Raw genomic sequence first — 20,481 nt, forward strand, 5'->3', positions numbered from 1 at the left:
AACCACGCTACCCTAAGTGTCCACAGCGTGCAGTTCCCATTCATAGGTGCCCCAAAAGCACGGTGCTCGCCAGAGCGGAGAATGTGTGAACCCCTCCTTCTCGCGAATCCTGACATAGACACGCTTCGCCACCAGTGCTCTCGGGCAAGCACAATTGCCAAGGAACCCGCCCGGATCTACGCGTCTTTTCGGCTCAATTTTTTGTTGGTCGGTTGTGTAGTCTCCGCTGCGATCTTCCTTGGCGACACGGCAGGGCACATTTACAACTTCGTCTCTTGGAGTTGGACGGTTATACCTCGGTAAAAACCTCCCGCATTCTGCGGCCTCGTTTCGGGGTAGGTTAGCGAAGTGGTTCGTCCTACGTACGAATTCGGAAGGAGGTTTGCCGCGGATAGCGCGGGATGAACCATGGGCAGGTTCAGTCACTGGTGGCGAAGCGCGTCAAAACCCGTGTTCGGAGAAGGAGGGTTTCACACATCCTCCGCTCTGGCGAGCACCGTGCTTTTGGGGCACCTATGAATCAAAACTGCACGCTGTGGACACTTAGGGTAGTGCGGTTAAAAGCGTTTTCTTTGCTTCGTTTCTTTGTCGCTTTGGACAAAGAAATGACGGGCGCCACGCACAGTGGTTAACAGTGATAAAGAGAAAATCCGACTCTCGCAGACCACTAACACTGAAAGCACCAACCCGGCATGGACCCAGAACCGCTAACGCCAAAACCTAGCCGCCGATCGACCCCACCCCCCCCGCCCCCGCCCCCGTCACGAGCGAAAATCACTTGCGCCCCATATGCTCAAAAAACCTGACAGCACGGGCATCGTCGGTATGGGCAGTATTGATCCGCACCCACGCCGACACCTCGCCGTTGGGACGATAATAGCTCCCCGGCGCAAGCGTGATGCCAAACTTCAACGCATGATCGACGAGGACCATCGAGTCTTCTATACCCGGCACGCGCGCCCAAATGAAATTGCCGCCGCTAGGTTCATCGAAGACTTCCCAGCCGTTCTCCTCAAGACGCTGAACCGCCGTTGACAACGTGTCGTGAATGCGGCGCCGCAAGCGCTCAAGATACTTGCGGTACGTGCCCCGCTCAAGCAACGCCGCCACGACACATTCGCTAAAACGCGAACCGCCCAGGCTCGTGAGCACCTTCACATCGACCAAATCCTTGATCAGGTCGCGCTTGGCCGCCAGATAACCAATCCGCAACGACGACGACAACGTCTTCGACAACCCGCCCACGTAGATCACATGATCGAGCTGATCGAGCGATGCAAGACGTTGAGTCGGCGTTGCCTGGAAGTCTGCATAGATGTCATCTTCCACAATCATGAACTCGTGCTGCTGCGCGAGTTGCAGCAACTTGAACGCGACTTGCGGTGCGACGTTTGTCGCAGTCGGGTTATGAAAGACGGTATTGATGAAGAACAGTTTCGGCTTGATGGTCTTGAGAAGATGCTCGGCAACATCGACATCCGGTCCGCTAGCCAAACGCGGTACGCCGACAATCCTGACACCCTGAAGCTTTAGTAATCCGAATAGATTGTAGTACCCGGGATCTTCCACAAATACGGTATCGCCCGGCTTCAGCATGAACCGGACAACGAGGTCGAGCGCCTGGCTCGCACCGCTCGTGACTATGACGTTCGAGATGTCCGCCTCAATGCCGACGATCGCGAGGCGCATCTGGATCTGATGCCTCAGGTTCGCGTCGCCATGCGGCATGGCGTAGTCGATAACGCAACTCGGGTCCATCCGCATGACCTGGCGCACGGTCTGAGCGATGCCCTCGATGTCTCGCCACGCTTCGGGCACGAACCCGCTGCTCAGCTTCAAAGACTCACCGGGATAGTTGAACTGCTGCAGGATCTGATGCGACTCCTCCTCGGCAAGACGAGGGTCGGAACCGCCCGATGCGCCGCTCTCACCTCCCATGTGTTTTGCCACGTAGAAGCCCGAACCATGTTTCGGCACGATAAAACCCAGCGACGAAAGCCGGTCATACGCCTCGATAACCGGAAAGCGGCTGATCTGCTGGCTGGCCGCGAGTGCCCGGATCGACGGCAGCTTCACGCCAGCCAAAAGCTGCCGCGAGCGGATCAGACCCGAAATGCCGGTCACAAGCTGATCGGTCATGGGGACGCCATTTCGCGGATCGATGACTAGGTTCATTGCGAGAACTCGTGGAAGTGTGCAGGGAAAATCACTGAACAGTGCGGCACAACTGTTCGCGACTGTACATTCCTAAGATTGGAGTTTAAATAAATAATGCAGTCAAGAGGCCGTCTCTCTGTGAGCGGCCGTGATGGGAGAGCGACATGCGTGAAATCCGGACCTTGGAGCAGGAACCCCATGATGCGCCAGCCTGCTGGCTCATCGATCGGCCTCATACCCTGACGGTTTGCCGGGGTACGGTATGGCTGACCATTGAAGGCGAGTCCGAAGACTGGTGGCTGCGGGCGGGCGAAACGCTTGAGCTTGCGCCGCGTTCGAAGGTCTGGATCAGCGCATCCGAGCCGAATAGCCGTTTCGTTTTGGCCTCGGCACCGGTATTCTCACCCACTCGGCGATTCGCTTTCTACTGGTTGCCGATCCGTTTCGGCCAGCGCAGGACGCGGGCAATGTGAACGGGCCGCGGCCATGTTCGGTCAGACGGCCGGTCGCTTAGCCACCCAACAACGCCCTTATTAAACGAGTTTCGATGAACGACCGACACACCTTCTCCGCAGAGTCCGGCACGCCGGATACGTTCAGCATCGCGTGTCCGACGGTCCTGCCGCTCTCTTCAATTCTTCCCGAAGAACCTCTGCTGATGATGGGCGCCGGCCCCGTACCGATTCCCGACGCCGTGGCGAAAGCCAACGGCGTCGTGATCAACCATCTTGGCTCGACCATGGCCGCAGTCATCGGTCAGGTCAAGGCGATGGCCCGGTATGTGTTCCAGACCGAATCGAAATGGGTAATGGGCGTGGCGGGACCGGGATCGGCGGCCATGGAAATGGCCATCACGAATCTCGCGTGGAAAGGCACGCGCGTGCTCTGCATCTGCAACGGCTTCTTCAGCGAGCGCATGGCGGAGATGGCGAGGCGAACCGGCGCTCAGGTGGAAACGCTGACCGTGGTTGATGGTACCGCCGCGGACACGCAGCAAGCGGCACAAGCGATTGAACGGTTTCGCCCGGAGATCGTGACGATCGTGCATGGCGAGACATCGAATACCGTCTGGAATCGCAGCCTCGAATCGATCGCCTCGGTCGCCCGTGACGCGGGCGCGCTGATGATTGTCGACGCGGTCTGCACGCTGAGCACCATGCCGCTGCCGATGGACGCATGGGGTATCGACGCGGTGATTACCGGAGGCCAGAAAGGGCTGTCGTCCATTCCCGGGGTCTCACTGCTCGCGTTCTCCGAAACGGCGTGGCAACGCATCATGACGCGTCCTGTGCCCCCGACGCACTGGTGCCTCGACGCGGCGCTGGCAACGAACTTCTGGCATAACGCGTCCTACCATTACACGGCGCCGGTGTCGGGCGTGCTCGCGCTCCACGAAGCGCTGCGACTGGTGTGCGCGGAGACGCTCGAGCGCCGGTTCGCGCGTCATCAGCGCTGTTCGAACGCGCTGCAAGCGGGCGTTGAAGCGCTTGCCCTGAAGCTCCATGTGCCGAAGCCGAGCCGGTTAAATTCGGTCGTGGGGATTGCGTTGCCTCAAGGCATCAGCGGTTCAGATGTCTGCGCCCATATCTCGCGCCATCATCATGTCGAGATTGCGGGCTCGTTCGGTGCGCCGATCGTACGGATCGGTCAGATGGGCGAGCAATGCCGCGAGCATCATCTCTTCAGGACCATCCATGCGCTCGGCCGGACGATGATCGATCTCGGCGTGCCGGTGGATCTTCCCGCGGGCGTGGCGGCGCTGGAGCGGTCGTTATCGGCGGCTTGATCTGCGAGGGTGCTTCGACAGTCAACCTGCAAGCGCTCTTGAACGTCGCCGGCTTAGCCACTGCACCGTCAGCAGTCCCACCACCATCACCGTCAGCGACAGCATCGTGGTCATCGTGCCGAGCGCATAGATCACGGGCGTGGTGACGGACGTCGTGAGCCCCTGTAGCTCCAGCGGCAGCGTGTTCTGGTCGCCGATCGCCTGCGACGTGCGCGCGATCTCGTCCCACGACAGCGTGAAGCCGAACATCCCCACACCGATCACCGATGGCCCGATGATCGGCAACACCACGTGGCGAAAACTTTGCCATGGCGACGCGCCAAGGTCGCGAGCCGCCTCTTCATACGCGGGGTTGAAGCGGTTGAAAACAGCAAACATCACAAGCAGCCCGAAGGGCAGCGTCCACGTCAAATGCGCGCCGAGCGCCGAGGTATAAAGACCCATCGACGTGGTGTAGTTGTCGACGAATGATTGGTATCCCCACGCGCCGGCTAGATACTTTACGCCGTTGTCCAGCAGCCGGAACGTCAACCCGATTCCGAGCGATACGATGATCGAGGGCATGATCAGGCTCGCGACGGACACGTAGAACACGGCCGTATCGCCGCGAAAGCGCTTGCGAAACGCGAGGCCGGCTGCGACCGAAAACAGCACCGTCAACACCGTGACGACTGCAGCAAGACGCACCGAGCGTCCGAACGCGGCCCAGATATCGATGTCGCCCACGCCTTGGCGCAACACCGCGAACCAGTGCAACGAAACACCGCGCATGGGGAACGTGAGGCCGCCTTCCGGCCCCTGGAACGACAGGATAAAGATCGTGATAACGGGTCCGTAGAGAAACAATACGAACAGCCCGAACACGAGCGCGAGCCAGTAGAAACTGGCGGGGCGCCGCTCGCGGTGCTTCAAGTTCAAACCAGTCGCAGCCATGTCAAAGCTCCTTGCGGATATCGACTACACGCGTGAGAGCCCAGACAATCATCAGCACGACGGCCAGCAGGATGATCGCGTTGGCTGCAGCAGCGGGGAACTGAAGATAGCCGGTCTGCACCTGAATAATTTTTCCGACCGACGCAATCTGCTGTCCGCCCATCACGCCGACCGTCAGGAAATCGCCCATGACGATGGTGATCACGAAGATCGAGCCGATCACAATCCCCGTCTTCGACAACGGCAACACGACTTCGCGGATCACTTGCCAACCGCTCGCGCCCGCGTCGCGCGCGGCTTCGAGCAACGACCGGTCGATGCGCATCATGGCGTTGAAGATCGGTACGATCATGAAGAACGTATAGAGATGCACAAAGGCGAGCACGACCGAAAAGTTCGAATAGAGCAGCCAGTCAAGCGGCTTGTCGATCATGTGCGATGACAGCAGCGCCTGGTTGACAAGCCCGTTGCGGCCGAGCAGCGGTATCCACGAGATCATCCGGATCACGTTCGACGTCCAGAATGGAATCGTGCAGACGAGGAACAAGACCGTCTGCATACCTGATGAACGGACGTGAAACGAAAGGAAGTACGCGATCGTAAAACCGATCACCAGTGTCACCGCCCAGACGATTGCGCAGAACTTGATCGTCGACCAGTAGGTCTTGAAGGTCACGCAAACATCGGTCATCGAAGAACAGCCGTCGAAGATCGCCGCGTAGTTCTTTAACGTAAACGCCGGGATGATCTGGTATTCGTTGAAGTCCCAGAAACTCACGATCAGCGTGATAACCAGCGGCACGATAAAGAACAGGACGAAGGTCAGCGTAAGCGGCGTCGCCTGCAGCCATGCGGCCGCACGCCGGTGCTTGACGTTCGCCTCCAACGGTTGGATGGGAAGCTCGATCGATGCCATCGCGAATTACCTATTGGATAAACAGAGGCGGCCGGCGCGCATCAACAAACGCCGGCCTTGCGCTAAATCACACTAAGCCACATTAAGCCGCGATGAACTCGTTCCACTTCTGGACCATGTAGATGTTCTCGTCCATCACCGCGTTCCAGCACGCGATCGCCCCCATGCGCTGGTTGTACGAACCGCCGTCGCGCACCGTGCCGACTTTTTCGAGCAACTGGCCGTCGGGCGCCTTGATGTCCTGGGCGGCCGGCTTGCCTTCAATCCAGTAGTCCCATTCATACGGCTGCATATGGGTCTTGGCGGTCTCGAGCACGCCCGCGTAATAGCCCTGCCGCATGAGGTAAGCACCGGCCCAGCCGTCCTGGAACCAGTTGATGAATTCATAAGCAGCATCGAGCTTTCGGCCCTGCAACGAACGCGGCAGTCCGAAGCCCGACGCCCACGAGCGATACCCCTCCTTCAGCGGCTGGAACTTGCACGCAATGCCCATCGTGCGGACCTTCGTGACGGCGGGCGACCACATCGACTGGATCACTACTTCTCCGGACGCCATCAGGTTCACGCTCTCATTGAAGTCCTTCCAGAACGCACGGAACTGCCCGGCACGCTTCGCTTCGATCAGGATCTTGATAGTCTGGTCGATCTCGGCCTTGGTCATATTGCCCTTGTCGCCATACTTGACATGACCCATTGCCTCGATCGCCATGGCGGAATCCATGATACCGATTGCCGGAATGTTCAGGAGTGCGGCACGTCCCTTGAATTCAGGGTTAAGCAACTCGGCCCAGCTAGTAATCGGGCGCTTGATCAGGTCAGGACGGATGCCAAGCGTATCCGCATTGTAGGTGGTCGGGATCAGCGTCATCCATTCGGTGGGCGTCGCGGAAAACTCAGTCGAGTGCGCGCCCGTCAGGAACATCACCTTCTTGGGGGCCGTGCCCTGGTCGCCGATTTTCTTGCCGTCGACCTCGCCTCGCGTGAGCACCGGCGTGATCTTGTCGGCGAGCTTGATCTTCCTTGCGTCCATGCCGGCCAGCGTGCCGGCGGGGATCAGCTTCTTCAGCGAGAAGTACTCGGTGTCGACAATATCGAATGAATTCGGCTGCGTGATGATGCGCTTGGCGACGTCGTCGGTGGTCACCGGGATGTACTGGATCTGGATGCCGGTATCTTCCTGGAATTTCTTGGCGATATCCGAACTCTGATTCACCGCCGTGCCCAGGTAGCGAAGCGTGATCTTTTCCTGCGCGTGCACGTACGGAAACCCGGAGATACCCACCGCGGCTACCGCGCCCTTGAGCAGGGTACGGCGTGACATGCCCTTGCCCGTGACGAGATCAGATTCGGTCGCGGCGGCGCTCGCCGGCGTCTCGCTCGTGCTGGGATCGGACGGGTGTTCGTAACGCTCGGTCATTGCAATATCTCCCTCGGTTGAAATTGTCGTTTGGTGCAACGGATAAGCGGTCTCTTATGCCGCCAATGCATGGGCGTCCTGCTCGTTCCACCAGACCACGACACGCGCATCGGGTCCCAGGCGCTGCTGGTCGTATTCGTTATCGGGGAGCAGTGAAACAAGATCGGGTGAACCGTCGATCGGGGCGAGCGTCATGCGCAAATGAGTGCCCTGATATTCGGTTTCGCGGACCGTGCACGGTATCCCGCCAATCCTGCTGAAGCCGCTTTCGCTCGCAGGTGATTGGACCGGCGTGAAACCATGCGGCGCAATTCGCAAATGATCGGCGCGTACGGTAAACGCGCGGCCGTTCGCATCAAGCACGTTATGTCCGCCAAGGAAACGCGCGACGAATTCCGTGCGCGGCCGGTTGAAGACTTCGTGCGGCGAGCCGCTTTGCTCAATGCGTCCGTGACTCATGACAACGACCATATCCGCAAGCGCCAGCGCCTCTTCCTGCGAGTGCGTAACGTGTACGAACGTGATGCCCAGTTCCTTCTGCCAGCGCTTGAGTTCGGCTCGCATCTGCACACGGAGGAACGGATCGAGTGCGGACAAGGGTTCATCGAGCAACAGGCAGCGTGGCTCATTAAGCAGCGCGCGGGCGAGTGCAACACGCTGCTGCTGGCCGCCCGATAGTTGCGACGGCTTGCGTTCGGCATAGGCGCTCATCGCGACAAGTTCCAGCAGCTCACCCGCCCGCTTGCGGCGTGCGTCCTTGGCGACGCCGCGCATCTTCAGGCTGAATGCGACGTTGTCGAGCGCGGACAGATGCGGGAATAGCGCATAACTCTGGAAGACCATCGCGGTGCCGCGCGTGGCGGGTTGCGCGCGCGTGACGTTGCGCTGGCCGATAAGGATGTCGCCGTCGCTGATCGACTCGTGGCCGGCGATCATTCGCAATGTGGATGTCTTGCCGCAGCCCGACGGCCCGAGCAGGCAGCAGTACTGGCCGCCGGGAATCCGCAGGTCGATCGAATCGACGGCGAGCGAATCGCCATATTGCTTCGATACATGCACCAGTTCGATATCGGCGGGCTCGGTTTTAAGCACGGCGGAAGTGGACGGACTCATGGGTACGAACTCATGCAGGGCGTTTCCTCGATAAGAGCGCAGCAAGCAGCAAACGAAGACGGGAGCAAGGTGTCTGCAAGGCGATGAATGCAAGACATATGCCACTTTGTTTGCATATCGATAACTTTATTGCGAACCATCGAATCTATTGAACGTCGACGATATGGCGTGTAAATTGCACACAATCCTAAACCTGACTGTTGGCGATCAAACCCGCCATTCCGCACAATCGCAGTGCGCCGCCGGTCCGTCGCGGGGCGCGATCCCCAAAAAGGGTCAGGCGCGGCACGTTTGTCACTCAAGGCTTTTTGCACATGGATACCATCCGCCACGCTCGCGCGTCGCTCGATCCGGCGTTCGGCCCGCTCGCCACGCATGGCCGTTTTCCGTACCGCCCAATCACCGACACCGACGCGTTTCGTTGGCCGGGCGACACCGGCCTCGCCGTCTATCTCGGCTTCAACATCGAACATTTTGCGTTCGGTGAGGGCCTTGGCGCGGCCCTCGGCCCGATCTCGCCGCAGCCCGACGTGCTCAATTACAGCTGGCGCGAATACGGCAACCGCGTCGGCGTCTGGCGCTGTATCGAGCTCTTCGATCAACTCGACCTGCCGTCGGGCACGCTGATCAATACATCGCTGTATGACCACTGCCCGGAGGTCATCGACGCCTGCCTCGCACGCGGCGACGAACTGATCGCACACGGCCATACGAACGCGCAGCGCCAGAGCGACCTGGACGAAACCAGCGAACGCGCGTTGTTGCTGCACTGCCGCGAACGCATCACCGCGCACGCCGGCACGCCGCCTTCGGGCTGGCTCTCGCCATGGATCTCCGAGTCCCGCGTCACGCCCGACCTGCTCGCGGAAACCGGCTACGGCTACACGCTCAACTGGTGCCACGACGACCGCCCGGTGCGCATGGCGACACGCTCGGGCTCGTTGTGGTCCATCCCCTACCCGCAAGAACTCAACGACTTGCCGATGATGGTCGGCCGTCATCTCGACGCGCGCGACTTCGCCGACATGATCATCGACCAGTTCGACGAAATGCTCGAACAGGCGAACCACAGCCGCCATCCGCAGGCGCTCGTGATGGGCATCGCGCTGCATCCCTATCTCGTCGGACAGCCCTACCGGCTGCGCCATTTACGTCGTGCCCTGCAGCACATTGCCGCCGCCCGCGCGAACGGCGACGTGTGGATGACGACACCCGGCGCAATCGCCCGGCATATGGACGAGATAGAGCGTCCAGGACTTGTCGGTATGCCGCGGCAGACCCACCCTCCAGCAGAAAAATGACTCCGAAACCCGCATTGAAGGTGGCTGCGAAGCCCCGAAAAGAAACCGCGCCTGAAGCAGCGCAGGATGCCGACGCCCGCCTCTACCAAGCCATCTTCGACGGTGTGCTGAACCATCGCCTGACGCCCGGCACCAAACTTCCAGAGCCAGAGTTGTGCCAGTTGTTCGGCGTCGGCCGTGCGGTCGTTCGGCGCGTGCTGGAGAAGCTCGCCTACGACGGCATCGTTGCATTGCGGCCGAACAAGGGCGCGGTAATCGCCGAGCCGACACCCGAGGAGACCCGCGAGATTTTCGAAGCGCGCCGCTCGATGGAGCGCGTGCTGGTGGAGCTCGCCGTGCAACGTGCGACCGCCCGCGACATCAAGGAACTGCGCCGTCAGCTAGCCGATGAACACGAAGCCATGCATCGCTTCGACCAGCCCTCGTGGGCGCGGCTTGCAAGCGACTTTCATCTGCGTATCGCGGCGCTTGGCGGCAACTCGATTCTGCAACGCTACCTGACGGAACTGGTGTCGCGATGCTCGCTGATCGTGGGCGTCTACGAGCCGCCGGGCCACGCCCCGTGCGAGCACGAGGAACATGCGGCAATTGTCGACTGCATCGAGGCGCGCGATGCAGCCGGCGCCATCGCGCGCATGGAAGCGCATCTCCGCGAACTGGAAGAGCGGATTGAGACGTCGCGCATGCTGGGCGAAAAGAGCCTTGGGCAACTGCTCGGCATGAGTTGAATCCGAACGACAAACCTTAAGCCTGGCGATCCACATCATCATGGAAATAGACTTCGAAGCGATCACCGAATATCAGCGATACAAACTCATGGCGAGCCTGATCGTGCCGCGTCCGATCGCGCTGGTGACAACCTTGAGTGCAAGCGGCACGGTCAACGCCGCGCCCTTCTCGATGTTCAACATGCTGGGCGAGGAACCGCCCATTGTGATGATCAGCATCAACCGTCTCGACGATGGCTCGCTCAAGGACACGGCCGTGAATATTGCCCGCAGCCGCGAGTTCGTCGTGCATCTCTGCGACGAAGCGATGGCCGAAAAAATGCATCGATGCGGGGAACGTCTTCCGCCCAACGTCAGCGAACTAGAGAAGGTCGGACTGACGCCGACGCCAAGCTCGCGGGTCGCGCCGCCACGGATCGCGGAAGCACCGGTGGCATTCGAATGCACGTTGTGGGAGACGCTGGAAACCACGAGCCGCCAGATCTTCATTGGATGCGTGCACAGGCTGCATGCACGCGATGAATTGATCGATACCGAAACATGGCGAGTGCGACTTCAACACTATTTCCCGGTCGGACGGTTTGGCGCGAGCGACTATGTGACCACCCGCGAGCGCTTCACGCTCGGTTGATCGGCGACGGAATCCATGCACAACACAACCCTCGACACGTCAACCCAAGGCATGGTCACCAGTCCCCACGGGCTTGCAAGCGAAGCGGGACTCGAAGTGCTGCGCGCGGGCGGCAACGCGATTGAAGCAGCCATTGCGATCGGTGCCGCGCTGAGCGTGACTTATCCGCATTTCACCGGTCTCGGCGGCGATGCGTTCTGGGTCATCGGCGACCGGACGGGCATGTTGCGTACGTTGTCGGGCATCGGACAGGCAGCGCAGAGATTGCCGGTGTTCTCTGACGCCATCCCGTTGCGCGGCGCCGGTTCAACGCTGACCACTGCAGCAACGGTCGATACCTGGCACCAGGCGTACGCAATCAGCCAGACGTCGTGGGGCGGCCAACGCACGTGGTCGTCTCTGTTCGATCGCGCTATCGACTATGCGTCGGAGGGATTTCCGGTCACGCCATCGCAACACTTCTGGCAGCAGTTTCGCGCCGATGAATTGCGTGCAATGCCGGGCTTTTCAGCGGTATTTGCACCCGGCGGCCACGCTCCTGCAATTGGCGAGCGCTTCGTACAACCGGCGCTCGCGCGCAGCCTTGAACGCATCGCCACCTACGGCGCGCGCGAGTTCTACGAAGGCGAACTCGCAGAGCGCATTGCACGCGGCCTGCAAGAGGCCGGCTCGCCGCTGACGCAAGCAGACCTCGCCAAGACCCATGCACGTGATGAAGCACCGCTGCGCGTGGCGTATCGCGGCGGAGAACTCGTGAGCCTGCAACCGCCCACGCAAGGCGTCACCACGCTGCAGATCATGGGCACGCTCGCACGCTTCGATCTGTCGTCTATCGCCGAGGGCAGCGCCGACTACTATCACTTGCTGGTGGAGGCAGTGAAATGCGCGTTCGTGGATCGGGACCGTTGGGTCTCTGACCCGGAGTTCAACCGCGTTCCCGTCGCTGACATGCTCTCGACCGACACGCTCGACGCTCATGCGCGCTCGATCAACCTTCACCAAGCGCGGGCCTGGCCGCACGTATTCCGCCCCGGCGACACGGCGTTCGTCGGTGCGTCGGACGGGCAAGGCCGCAGTGTGAGTCTGCTGCAGACGGTCTACTTCGATTGGGGCAGCGGTGTTGTGGCTGGCGACACCGGCATTCTCTGGCACAACCGCGGCGCGTCGTTCAGCGTTGATCCGGCGCATCACAATGCGGTGCAGCCAGGCAAGCGGCCATTTCATACGCTCAATCCCGGCATGTATTTGAAGGATGGCCGGCCGCATCTGCTGTACGGCACGCAGGGCGCGGACGGTCAGCCGCAGACACTGGCAGCGGTATTGACGCGGCTGATTGACTACGGCATGGACCCGTTGAGCGCGCTGTCTCGTCCGCGTTTCCTGCTGGGCAAGACCTTCTCGGATGCCCGCGATGCGTTGAAGCTTGAGGAAGACGCCGGTGCCGAGGTGTTCGCCGCGCTAGCGGCGCGCGGACATGAAGTGAGCGCTATTGCAGCGCAGAGTCCGCTTGCGGGTCATCCGGGCGTGATTCGAATTGAATCGGATGGCGCACTGTCCGGGGCGCATGATCCACGTAGCGACGGCAAGGCGATGGGACTTTAAGCTTCAGGTTTCGCATGGCCGCTGGACGACCCATCAGCTTTCGCGCAACGTTGCACGGAGAAAGTCCCTCACCGGTTCGCTGTCGCGCGGCAGTCCGGTTGCTTTCGACCAGATCACGCCGACATCCATCGTCGGCACGGCATCGGTCACCGGCCGGCGGACAATGCGCCCGCCCTCCAGTGACCACGGCCGGTACACCAGGTCCGACAGGATCGTGACACCGCTGCCGAGCGCCACCATGCTGCGAATACATTCGATCGACTTGCTCTGGAACGCGACGGTGGGCTGCAAACCATGCCGCGTCCAATACAGTTTCGCGGTGTGGACGTGTTCGTCCATGTCGAGCAGCAGGAAGTCCTGACGGGCAACCTCGGCAAGCGTGACGCTATCGGCTCCCGCCAATGCGTGTTCCGGCGATACCCATAAATGCCTCGGCGAGCGCAGCAACGTCTCGCCGTCAATGTCTTCGCGCCGCGCCGCATTCGACACCAGCACGATGCCAAGATCCAGCTCGCCGTCGGCGATTGCCTGCTCGACGTCGGAACGCTCGCGCTCGTGCAACACGACCGACAAATCAGGAAAGCGGCGTTTCAACTTCAGTCCCAGCGACGGCATGAGGTAAGCGGAGATCGTATCGGTGACGCCAATGCGCAAGGTCCCTGACAGCGTGGCGGGCGCCGCGCGCATATCTTCGACCGCCCGTTGCACGCCGGCGCTTAATTGCTGTGCGTGGCGCAGGAAACGCTCGCCGGCGTCGCTTAAACGCAGACCCTTGGCATGGCGAATGAACAGCGGCGCCCCGACGATTTCCTCAAGCGCCTTCAACGCGATGGTCATCGACGACTGGGAAATGTTGCAGCGAAGCGCAGCCTTCGAGATCTGTCCGGTCTCGGCAACAGCGACGAAATAACGAACTTGTCGAAGCGTAAAGTCCATATTGGTTTTTTCAATATCGCAAGTTCTGAATATTGAATTACCAATATTATTTTTGCCACTCTAGGATCGGCCGGATGGTTTTAGGGGTAGTCGGCACGATGGAAACAATCGAAATACCGGGTTATTGCACGCTTTGCCGCTCGCGCTGCGGCACCTTGCACACGGTGCGCGGCGGGCAGTTTGTCAGCGTTCGCCCGAACCCCGCACATCCGACCGGAAGCGCGATGTGCATGAAGGGGCGGGCCGCGCCCGAACTGGTCCATAGCCCGCATCGGCTGCGTTATCCCATGCGCCGCACTCAGCCCAAGGGCGCCGCCGATCCCGGCTGGCAGCGTATTTCATGGGACGAAGCGCTCGCCGAAGTCAGCGAGCGGCTCGGCGCCATTCGCCGGGAAAGCGGCGCGGAGGCCGTGGTATTCGGCGTGACCACGCCAAGCGGCACGCCGTTGTCGGACAGCATCGACTGGATCGAGCGGTTCGTACGTTACTTCGGGAGTCCGAACATTTGTTACGCGACCGAGATCTGCAACTGGCACAAGGATTTTGCCCACGCGTTCACGTTCGGATGCGGCATGCCGACGCCCGATTGGGAGCACGCCGACCTCATCATCCTGTGGGGCCATAACCCTGCCGCCGCGTGGCTAGCGCAGGCAAATGCAGTGGGTGGCGGCCGGGTGAACGGCGCACGCCTGATGGTGATCGATCCACGCGCAACCGCACTCGCCCAGCAGGCTGACAGTTGGCTCCGTGTACGCCCCGGCACCGACGCGGCGCTCGCGCTCGGGTTGATCCATGTGCTGATTGAAGCGGACAGCTTCGATGAAACCTTCGTGCGCCGCTGGACCAACGGTCCGTTACTGGTCCGAGCGGACAACGGCTTGTTCCTGCGCGCACGCGATCTCGATGCCCAAGCCGACGACAACCGCTTCGTCATAGCGGACGCCCTTACGGGCAGCCCGCATGCGTGCACCGAAGAAATACAGGCGGCGTTACGCGGCACGTTCGACATCGAGACAACCAGCGGACGCGTGCGCTGCCATCCCGCGTTCGAACTGCTGGTGCGCGAGGTCGCGAACTATACGCCGGAACACGTGTCGTCGTTGACGACAATCCCCGCAGTGGCCATTGTCGATGCGGCGCACCTTATCGGACGATCGGAACGTGTGGCGTATCACGCATGGTCAGGCGTCGCGCAACATACCAACGCGACGCAAACCGAACGCGCGATCGCTGTGCTCTACGCGCTCACCGGCTGCTTCGATCAACCCGGCGGCAATCGCCTTTATCCAACTCATGCGGTCAACGCGATCAGCGAACTCTCGCAACTCGCGCCGGCACAGCGCGCGAAGGCGCTTGGACTGGCAGAGCGTCCCCTCGGTCCTCCCGCGCGTGGCTGGGTGACCGCACGCGACACCTATCGAGCAATCCTGGATGGCGAGCCTTACAAGGTGCGCGCTCTATTCGGTTTCGGCTCGAATCCTCTCTCCTCGCAAGCCGATACCGCGCTGGCACGCCGTGCGTTCGAAGCGCTCGAATTCCATGTCCACTGCGACCTGTTCGAGACCCCGACCGCGCGTTACGCCGACATCCTGCTGCCCGTCGGCACGCCTTGGGAACGTGAAGGTTTGCGTGTGGGTTTCGAACTCAACGCGGCGTCCCTGGGATTAGTGCAATTGCGAAAAAGGATGATCGAGCCGCAAGGCGAAGCACGCTCCGACAACGACATCATCTTTGACCTCGCTTGCCGGCTCGGCATGCGCGATGCGTTCTTCGGAGGCAGCCTTGAAGCGGGATGGAATCACATGCTCGCGCCGCTAAACGTGAGCGTCGAGCAATTGCGCGCGGCGCCCGAAGGTATCAACCTGCCCTTGCCGGAACGACAGCGTTTCTATGAGACCTCGGGCTTCGCGACAGAGACAGGACGCGTCGAGCTCTATTCGGAGCTCCTGCTTCGACACGGCCAGCCGCCCTTGCCGGCTTTTATCGAACCGGCGGAAAACCTGGCTGGGGGAAGACGTTTTCCGATCGTGTTGTCATCGGCGAAGAACGGGCATTTCTGTCATAGCCAGCATCGCGGATTGGTATCGCTGAGGAAACGTTCGACGAATCCTATGCTCGAGATCGCCGCGTCGCTTGCGCGCGAGCGGGGCATCGAGGACGGCGATCCGGTCATTGTCACTACGCGCAATGGCCACGCGCGTTTTATCGCGCATCTGTCCGAGTCCATGCAGCCGGACTGCGTGGTCGCCGAGTTCGGCTGGTGGCAAGCATGCCCGGAAATTGGCGCACCGGCCTTCTCGCTCGACGGTCCGGACAACAGCCATTACAACGGGTTGATTTCGTCGGAAAGTGCCGACCCGGTGAGCGGGTCCGTGCCGCACCGGTCGTTTCGCTGCAACATCGCGCGGGATCCGCTATTCGATATCGCGCGGCGCGGCTGGAGCGGCTGGCGGCCGTTCATCGTCAGTGAGGTAAAAGCGCTGGCCGACGGCGTGGTCGGCATTCATTTCAAGCCACTCGACGATGGCAGTTTGCCCGACTTCAAGCCGGGGCAGCACGTGTCGGTTCGCATCGAGACGGAACAAGATGCCGAAGCGCTTTCACGCGCGTATTCACTGACTGGTCCCGCGGTGCTGGAAACACGCCGCGATTATTCGATCGCGGTACGCCATCAACGCGGTGTCGATGCCGCCGGTGCCGAATGGCAAGGCGCGCTTTCAACGCATCTGCATACGCGGATCACGCCGGGCGCTCGCGTGGATCTGCGTGCGCCGTCGGGACGCTTCACGTTACCGCTCGAATCGCCGCAACCCGTCGTGCTGATCGCGGGCGGCATTGGCATTACGCCATTCATCAGCCAACTGGAAACCATCGTGCGCCGCTATGGCGCGCCGCCGGAGATCACGTTGCACTACGCCAACCGCCAGGCAGCGTCGCACGCGTTCAGGCAGCGCTTGCAGGCGCTCTGCAAGGTGCTGCCTACCCTGCGGGTGGTCGACTACTACGCGGAGCCTGACACGGACGCCAGCGCAGGCTCGTACGCGCTCCGCACGCGCATCACGGACGCCGTGGTCACCGATCACGAGATCGAGCGGCGCGTGCGCGTGTACATGTGCGGCCCCGTGCCCATGATGCGCGCGGTGCGCGCCGGCCTCGTCGCGCGTGGCGTGCCGGACTTCGACATCTTCCACGAGGAGTTCCGCTCGCCGGCACGGGTGGCTTTAGGCGATGACCGGACCCATCAGGTCACGTTTCGCCGCAGCGGCCGCACGGTGGGCTGGCAGGCGTCGTCTGGCACCTTGCTGGAATTTGCGGAAAAGCTCGGTATTGCAATGCCGAGCGGTTGCCGCGTGGGCCAGTGCGAGAGCTGCGCAGTGCGCGTGCTGAACGGTGCGGCCATGCACCTGCACGGGGAGGAGCCGGACGACCCCGCCATCCTGCTCGGCTGCCAGGCAATTCCGCTCTCCGACCTCGAACTCGACGCTTGAAAACCTCGGCGCTGCGACGCTTGTGTATCGCAGCTTTGCCTGACTTTTACTTTCCCTCAATCTCACCAATCCAAACCAGCCCCAAGCGAGATCGCCATGAAAAACACCACTGCCTTGGACCGTGTCGAGCCGACATCGGATAGCGGCTTCCTTGAACGCATCGCCATCGGCGTCGCTCGCTGGTCCGAACGCTGGTTCCCGGATGCGTATGTCTTCGCGGCCATCGCCGTTGCGGCGGTTGCGCTGGGCGCGCTGGCGATTGGCGCACCGGCCACGCAGGTTGCGCGCAGTTTCGGCGATGGCTTCTGGAGCCTGATCCCCTTCACCATGCAGATGGCGATGATCGCGATCACCGGTTACGTGGTCGCCGTCTCCGCCCCGGCATCGAAGCTGATTGCAGCCCTTGCGCGCGTCCCGCGCTCGGGCCGCGCGGCGATCACGTTCGTAGCGTTGATCAGCATTGTGCTGTCGCTGTTCAACTGGGCGATCAGCCTCGTGTTCAGCGGCTTGCTGGTCCGCGCACTCGCACGCCGCGACGATCTCGAGATGGATTACCGGGCAGCCGGCGCGGCCGCGTATCTCGGCATGGGCGCGACCTGGGCGCTGGGACTCAGCTCGGCGGCGGCGCAACTGCAGGCCAACCCTGCAAGCTTGCCCAAGGCCATCAGCGACATCACGGGTGTACTGCCGTTTTCACAGACCATCTTCCTGCCGCAATCGATGATCATGGCGCTCGTGCTTGGGCTCGTCTCCCTGGCGATCGCATGGTTCTCGGCGCCTCGCGACACACGCGTAGTCACGGCTCGTGATCTGGACGTGGATTTGTCCGAACCGGCCACGCCGCCGGCGCGTGCGCAACGTCCGGGCGACTGGCTGGAATACAGCCCGCTGCTGACCCTCGTCCTGGTCGCGTTGGGCGCGGGATGGCTTGCGCACGAATTCACGACTAAAGATCCGTTGCTCGCCATCTCCAACCTGAACACGTACAACTTCCTCTTCTTGATGCTCGGCATGCTGCTTCATTGGCGCCCGTACCGCTTCCTTCAAGCGGTCAAGATGTCGGTGCCATCGGTGGCCGGCGTGCTGATCCAGTTTCCGCTGTATGGCGGTATCGCGTTCATCCTGACGAAGGCGGCAGCGCCCGGCGGTGAAGCGTTGTCGCATGTGCTGGCCGCTTTTTTCGTATCGGTCTCGTCACATGCAACGTTCCCTGCCGTGATGGGTGCCTACTCCGCCATACTCGGTTTCTTCGTACCGTCAGGCGGCGGCAAATGGATTATCGAAGCACCGTACGTGATGCAGGCGGCCAACGATCTGCGTGTGCATTTGGGCTGGGCCGTGCAGGTTTATAACGCTGCCGAAGCGTTGCCGAACCTGATCAATCCGTTCTGGATGTTGCCGCTGCTCGGCGTACTGGGTTTGCGGGCTCGCGATGTCGTGGGCTTCACGTTCACGCAGTTGATCGTGCATGTGCCACTGGTGCTGATTCTTCTGACGGTGCTGGCGGGCACGCTCGAGTTTGTACCGCCAGCCATGCCCTAGAAGGTGCGTCGCTTTAGGGCAGCCTGCCGAAGATCGGGCCGACTTCATCCCTCGTGAAAGCACGCAGCGCCTCTGTACGAATATTGCCGCCTGAGCCAAGCGCGAGGCCGAAGGCAGCAAGGGTGCGATCGTCCGGAGCCTCAACGATCGCGACAATATCGTACTGTCCCAACGTCCAGTAGATTTCTTTCATTTCGCAGCCAAAACCCTTGGCCATTTCCGCCGTCTGAGCCGCCCGTTGCGGGCTGTTCTTGACGGAGCGGATTCCTTGGTCAGTGTAGTTTGAAAGAACCACATAAGTCGCCATGACAATTCTCCCTACGATTGTTGCGTATCGGGATACCTCGGCGCTAGCGGGAACCGTTTGCGCGTAACTTGATTCTAGGCAATGAAATCGAGCACGATCGGCCGTTTTCCAAAGGTCTGCATGCATTGCATCGCGGCTGCGCGAGTCGTGTCCGCCGATGACCTCGGCGGCACGGCACTGGGAACAACGATTCCTGCTTGAATCACGCTCCGCTGTCTACGCGTACCGCTGCCCCGCGCATTGTGTCCGCCACAACAGAACTCTCCTTGGGCAGCGCCCATTCCATCCAGCGGGTGCGCTGCAGGACCACGAGCGCGAATGCGACGGCCGACAGGCCGCCGAAGGTAGCGAAACCCATCTGATAGCTGCCGGTGCTTTCCTTAGCTATCCCCATGATTACTGGCAGATAGAATCCACCAATCCCCCCTGCTGCGCCGATGATGCCGGACATCAGTCCGGTCTTGCCCTTCCAACGTTGCGGCACCAGTTGAAACGTCGCACCATTGCCAAGCCCAAAGCACAGATAGGTGACCAGCAGCAGCGCAATCCCGGCCGGCAGCGGCGGCATCCACGCTGCGAACGTGAAGTCGCACACAGAGATTCCGGCAAGCAGCAAGACGAGCGCACGCACGCCGGAAATCCGGTCTGCGATCAGCCCGCCGATAGGACGCACCAGCGCACCCATGAACGCGAGCAGCGACATGAAGAGACCCGCTTCAAGTTTCGGCAACTGATACAGCGAAATCAGCAGCGTAGTCACATAAGACGACATGCCGACGAAGCCGCCGAAAGTGATGCTATAGACCAGCATCACAACCCACGTATCCCCCTCCACCAGCACGCTGCGGTAGTGCTTCGGCAATACCGCGATGGCCAGTAGGGCACCCAGTACCGGCAGCAGCAATACGCCCGTTTTTCCTGCGCCGAAAATGCCCCAATGCACGGCAAGCACGAGCGCGACAAGTCCGCCCAGCGTAATGCAGAAGCTGAGAAAAGCGTGCGGTGCACTGCCCGACTTGGGTCCAAGATCCTTCGCCCAAAAGAATATCGCCGTAGCGGCCAACGCTAGCAACGGCAGCGCAGCGCCGGTCGCTTTCGCCCAGCCGAAATGGTCTGCGAGACCCGGGAACATGAATCCGTCGAGCACCGCGCCAATGTTGCCCGCTGCGGCAAGCCCAAGCACGAGGCCCTGCACCTTGGGTGGATAATTGCTTCCGGCCATCGGTAGCGCGACGGCGAAGCTTGCACCGCCGACGCCGAGAAACACGCCGAGCACGAGCAGCAACGTGTAGGACGGAGCAGACGGCGACAGCAGCAAGATGACAGAAGGCAAAGCCGACAGCGCGATACCCATTAACGCAATGCGCCGGCCGTCGTAAGCCTGATACAAGTTGCCGAGCGTCACCCGCAGAATGGCTGCGCCCAGTACCGGAACTGCTACCAGGAAGCCCAGTTCGGCGGGAGACATCGCGATATCTTTGTGGATGAACGGCGCGAGCGGGCCGAACATCACCCACACGGTGAAACCGGTATCGAAGTAGAGGAAGCACGCCAGCAACGCGCGCCAGTTACCGCTCGATAGCGAATTCAACAAGGTTTTCATGGGTCTCTCTCACGGGGCGAA

The 20,481-nt window shown here is 61.2% G+C and carries 16 protein-coding genes; 8 read left to right on the forward strand and 8 right to left on the reverse strand.

What is annotated here, in order from left to right:
- Positions 1-774 precede the first annotated feature (774 nt).
- Positions 775-2,175: a PLP-dependent aminotransferase family protein gene (locus GSQ93_RS10970; RefSeq protein ID WP_158935677.1), complete on the reverse strand. Its 1,401-nt coding sequence runs from the start codon at positions 2,173-2,175 to the stop codon at positions 775-777.
- Between the two features lie 146 nt (positions 2,176-2,321).
- On the opposite strand from GSQ93_RS10970, the gene GSQ93_RS10975 reads away from it, so the two are divergent.
- Positions 2,322-2,630, forward strand: a complete 309-nt coding sequence (locus GSQ93_RS10975) for a DUF2917 domain-containing protein (RefSeq protein WP_158935678.1) — start codon at positions 2,322-2,324, stop codon at positions 2,628-2,630.
- 74 nt (positions 2,631-2,704) lie between these two features.
- Positions 2,705-3,943: an alanine--glyoxylate aminotransferase family protein gene (locus tag GSQ93_RS10980; RefSeq protein WP_158935679.1), complete on the forward strand. Its 1,239-nt coding sequence runs from the start codon at positions 2,705-2,707 to the stop codon at positions 3,941-3,943.
- 21 nt (positions 3,944-3,964) lie between these two features.
- Here the strand turns inward: GSQ93_RS10980 and GSQ93_RS10985 are convergent, their stop codons facing one another.
- The 4 genes from GSQ93_RS10985 to GSQ93_RS11000 form a co-directional block, all read right to left on the reverse strand.
- Positions 3,965-4,876, reverse strand: coding sequence for an ABC transporter permease (locus tag GSQ93_RS10985; protein ID WP_158935680.1), 912 nt, complete (start codon positions 4,874-4,876; stop codon positions 3,965-3,967).
- 1 nt (position 4,877) lies between these two features.
- On the reverse strand, positions 4,878-5,792 hold the full coding sequence (locus tag GSQ93_RS10990) for an ABC transporter permease (protein WP_158935681.1): 915 nt from the start codon (positions 5,790-5,792) through the stop codon (positions 4,878-4,880).
- A gap of 82 nt (positions 5,793-5,874) precedes the next feature.
- Positions 5,875-7,113 (reverse strand): PotD/PotF family extracellular solute-binding protein, encoded by a 1,239-nt coding sequence (locus GSQ93_RS10995; RefSeq protein ID WP_158935736.1) that lies wholly within the window; start codon positions 7,111-7,113, stop codon positions 5,875-5,877.
- A 150-nt stretch (positions 7,114-7,263) separates the two neighbouring features.
- Positions 7,264-8,322: an ABC transporter ATP-binding protein gene (locus GSQ93_RS11000; RefSeq protein ID WP_158935682.1), complete on the reverse strand. Its 1,059-nt coding sequence runs from the start codon at positions 8,320-8,322 to the stop codon at positions 7,264-7,266.
- Between the two features lie 314 nt (positions 8,323-8,636).
- Between GSQ93_RS11000 and GSQ93_RS11005 the strand changes: the two genes are divergently transcribed.
- The 4 genes from GSQ93_RS11005 to ggt are packed head-to-tail and all read left to right on the forward strand — an operon-like array spanning position 8,637 to position 12,584.
- On the forward strand, positions 8,637-9,623 hold the full coding sequence (locus GSQ93_RS11005) for a polysaccharide deacetylase family protein (protein ID WP_158935683.1): 987 nt from the start codon (positions 8,637-8,639) through the stop codon (positions 9,621-9,623).
- Positions 9,620-10,351 carry a GntR family transcriptional regulator gene (locus tag GSQ93_RS11010; RefSeq protein WP_158935684.1) on the forward strand — a complete coding sequence of 244 codons (732 nt, stop codon included), beginning with the start codon at positions 9,620-9,622 and terminating at the stop codon, positions 10,349-10,351. The genes GSQ93_RS11005 and GSQ93_RS11010 overlap by 4 nt, the downstream gene beginning before the upstream one ends.
- 40 nt (positions 10,352-10,391) lie before the next feature.
- Entirely contained in the window at positions 10,392-10,982 is a 591-nt protein-coding gene (locus GSQ93_RS11015) for a flavin reductase family protein (protein WP_158935685.1), read from the forward strand.
- Positions 10,983-10,997: 15 nt separating this feature from the next.
- Positions 10,998-12,584: a gamma-glutamyltransferase gene (gene ggt, locus GSQ93_RS11020; protein WP_158935686.1), complete on the forward strand. Its 1,587-nt coding sequence runs from the start codon at positions 10,998-11,000 to the stop codon at positions 12,582-12,584.
- A 33-nt stretch (positions 12,585-12,617) separates the two neighbouring features.
- Here the strand turns inward: ggt and GSQ93_RS11025 are convergent, their stop codons facing one another.
- A complete protein-coding gene (locus GSQ93_RS11025) occupies positions 12,618-13,520 on the reverse strand; it encodes a LysR family transcriptional regulator (RefSeq protein ID WP_158935687.1) in 903 nt (300 codons plus the stop codon).
- A gap of 74 nt (positions 13,521-13,594) precedes the next feature.
- Between GSQ93_RS11025 and GSQ93_RS11030 the strand changes: the two genes are divergently transcribed.
- A complete protein-coding gene (locus tag GSQ93_RS11030; RefSeq protein ID WP_254073838.1) occupies positions 13,595-17,008 on the forward strand; it encodes a molybdopterin-dependent oxidoreductase in 3,414 nt (1,137 codons plus the stop codon).
- A 96-nt stretch (positions 17,009-17,104) separates the two neighbouring features.
- A complete protein-coding gene (locus GSQ93_RS11035; protein WP_158935689.1) occupies positions 17,105-18,550 on the forward strand; it encodes a short-chain fatty acid transporter in 1,446 nt (481 codons plus the stop codon).
- Positions 18,551-18,563: 13 nt separating this feature from the next.
- Here the strand turns inward: GSQ93_RS11035 and GSQ93_RS11040 are convergent, their stop codons facing one another.
- Together GSQ93_RS11040 and GSQ93_RS11045 are read right to left on the reverse strand one after the other, a co-directional pair.
- Positions 18,564-18,857, reverse strand: coding sequence for a GYD domain-containing protein (locus tag GSQ93_RS11040; RefSeq protein WP_158935690.1), 294 nt, complete (start codon positions 18,855-18,857; stop codon positions 18,564-18,566).
- A gap of 202 nt (positions 18,858-19,059) precedes the next feature.
- Positions 19,060-20,460 carry an MFS transporter gene (locus tag GSQ93_RS11045; protein ID WP_158935691.1) on the reverse strand — a complete coding sequence of 467 codons (1,401 nt, stop codon included), beginning with the start codon at positions 20,458-20,460 and terminating at the stop codon, positions 19,060-19,062.
- Positions 20,461-20,481: the final 21 nt, after the last annotated feature.

Source organism: Burkholderia sp. S171 (genome assembly GCF_009766085.1).
Lineage (GTDB): Bacteria > Pseudomonadota > Gammaproteobacteria > Burkholderiales > Burkholderiaceae > Caballeronia.

Bases quoted from the DNA above. Each gene is read 5' to 3' on its own strand.
- GSQ93_RS10970 (WP_158935677.1), bottom strand. From the start codon at position 2,175: ATGAACCTAGTCATCGATCCGCGAAATGGCGTCCCCATGACCGATCAG.
- GSQ93_RS10975 (WP_158935678.1), top strand. From the start codon at position 2,322: ATGCGTGAAATCCGGACCTTGGAGCAGGAACCCCATGATGCGCCAGCC.
- GSQ93_RS10980 (WP_158935679.1), top strand. From the start codon at position 2,705: ATGAACGACCGACACACCTTCTCCGCAGAGTCCGGCACGCCGGATACG.
- GSQ93_RS10985 (WP_158935680.1), bottom strand. From the start codon at position 4,876: ATGGCTGCGACTGGTTTGAACTTGAAGCACCGCGAGCGGCGCCCCGCC.
- GSQ93_RS10990 (WP_158935681.1), bottom strand. From the start codon at position 5,792: ATGGCATCGATCGAGCTTCCCATCCAACCGTTGGAGGCGAACGTCAAG.
- GSQ93_RS10995 (WP_158935736.1), bottom strand. From the start codon at position 7,113: ATGTCACGCCGTACCCTGCTCAAGGGCGCGGTAGCCGCGGTGGGTATC.
- GSQ93_RS11000 (WP_158935682.1), bottom strand. From the start codon at position 8,322: ATGAGTCCGTCCACTTCCGCCGTGCTTAAAACCGAGCCCGCCGATATC.
- GSQ93_RS11005 (WP_158935683.1), top strand. From the start codon at position 8,637: ATGGATACCATCCGCCACGCTCGCGCGTCGCTCGATCCGGCGTTCGGC.
- GSQ93_RS11010 (WP_158935684.1), top strand. From the start codon at position 9,620: ATGACTCCGAAACCCGCATTGAAGGTGGCTGCGAAGCCCCGAAAAGAA.
- GSQ93_RS11015 (WP_158935685.1), top strand. From the start codon at position 10,392: ATGGAAATAGACTTCGAAGCGATCACCGAATATCAGCGATACAAACTC.
- ggt (WP_158935686.1), top strand. From the start codon at position 10,998: ATGCACAACACAACCCTCGACACGTCAACCCAAGGCATGGTCACCAGT.
- GSQ93_RS11025 (WP_158935687.1), bottom strand. From the start codon at position 13,520: ATGGACTTTACGCTTCGACAAGTTCGTTATTTCGTCGCTGTTGCCGAG.
- GSQ93_RS11030 (WP_254073838.1), top strand. From the start codon at position 13,595: ATGGTTTTAGGGGTAGTCGGCACGATGGAAACAATCGAAATACCGGGT.
- GSQ93_RS11035 (WP_158935689.1), top strand. From the start codon at position 17,105: ATGAAAAACACCACTGCCTTGGACCGTGTCGAGCCGACATCGGATAGC.
- GSQ93_RS11040 (WP_158935690.1), bottom strand. From the start codon at position 18,857: ATGGCGACTTATGTGGTTCTTTCAAACTACACTGACCAAGGAATCCGC.
- GSQ93_RS11045 (WP_158935691.1), bottom strand. From the start codon at position 20,460: ATGAAAACCTTGTTGAATTCGCTATCGAGCGGTAACTGGCGCGCGTTG.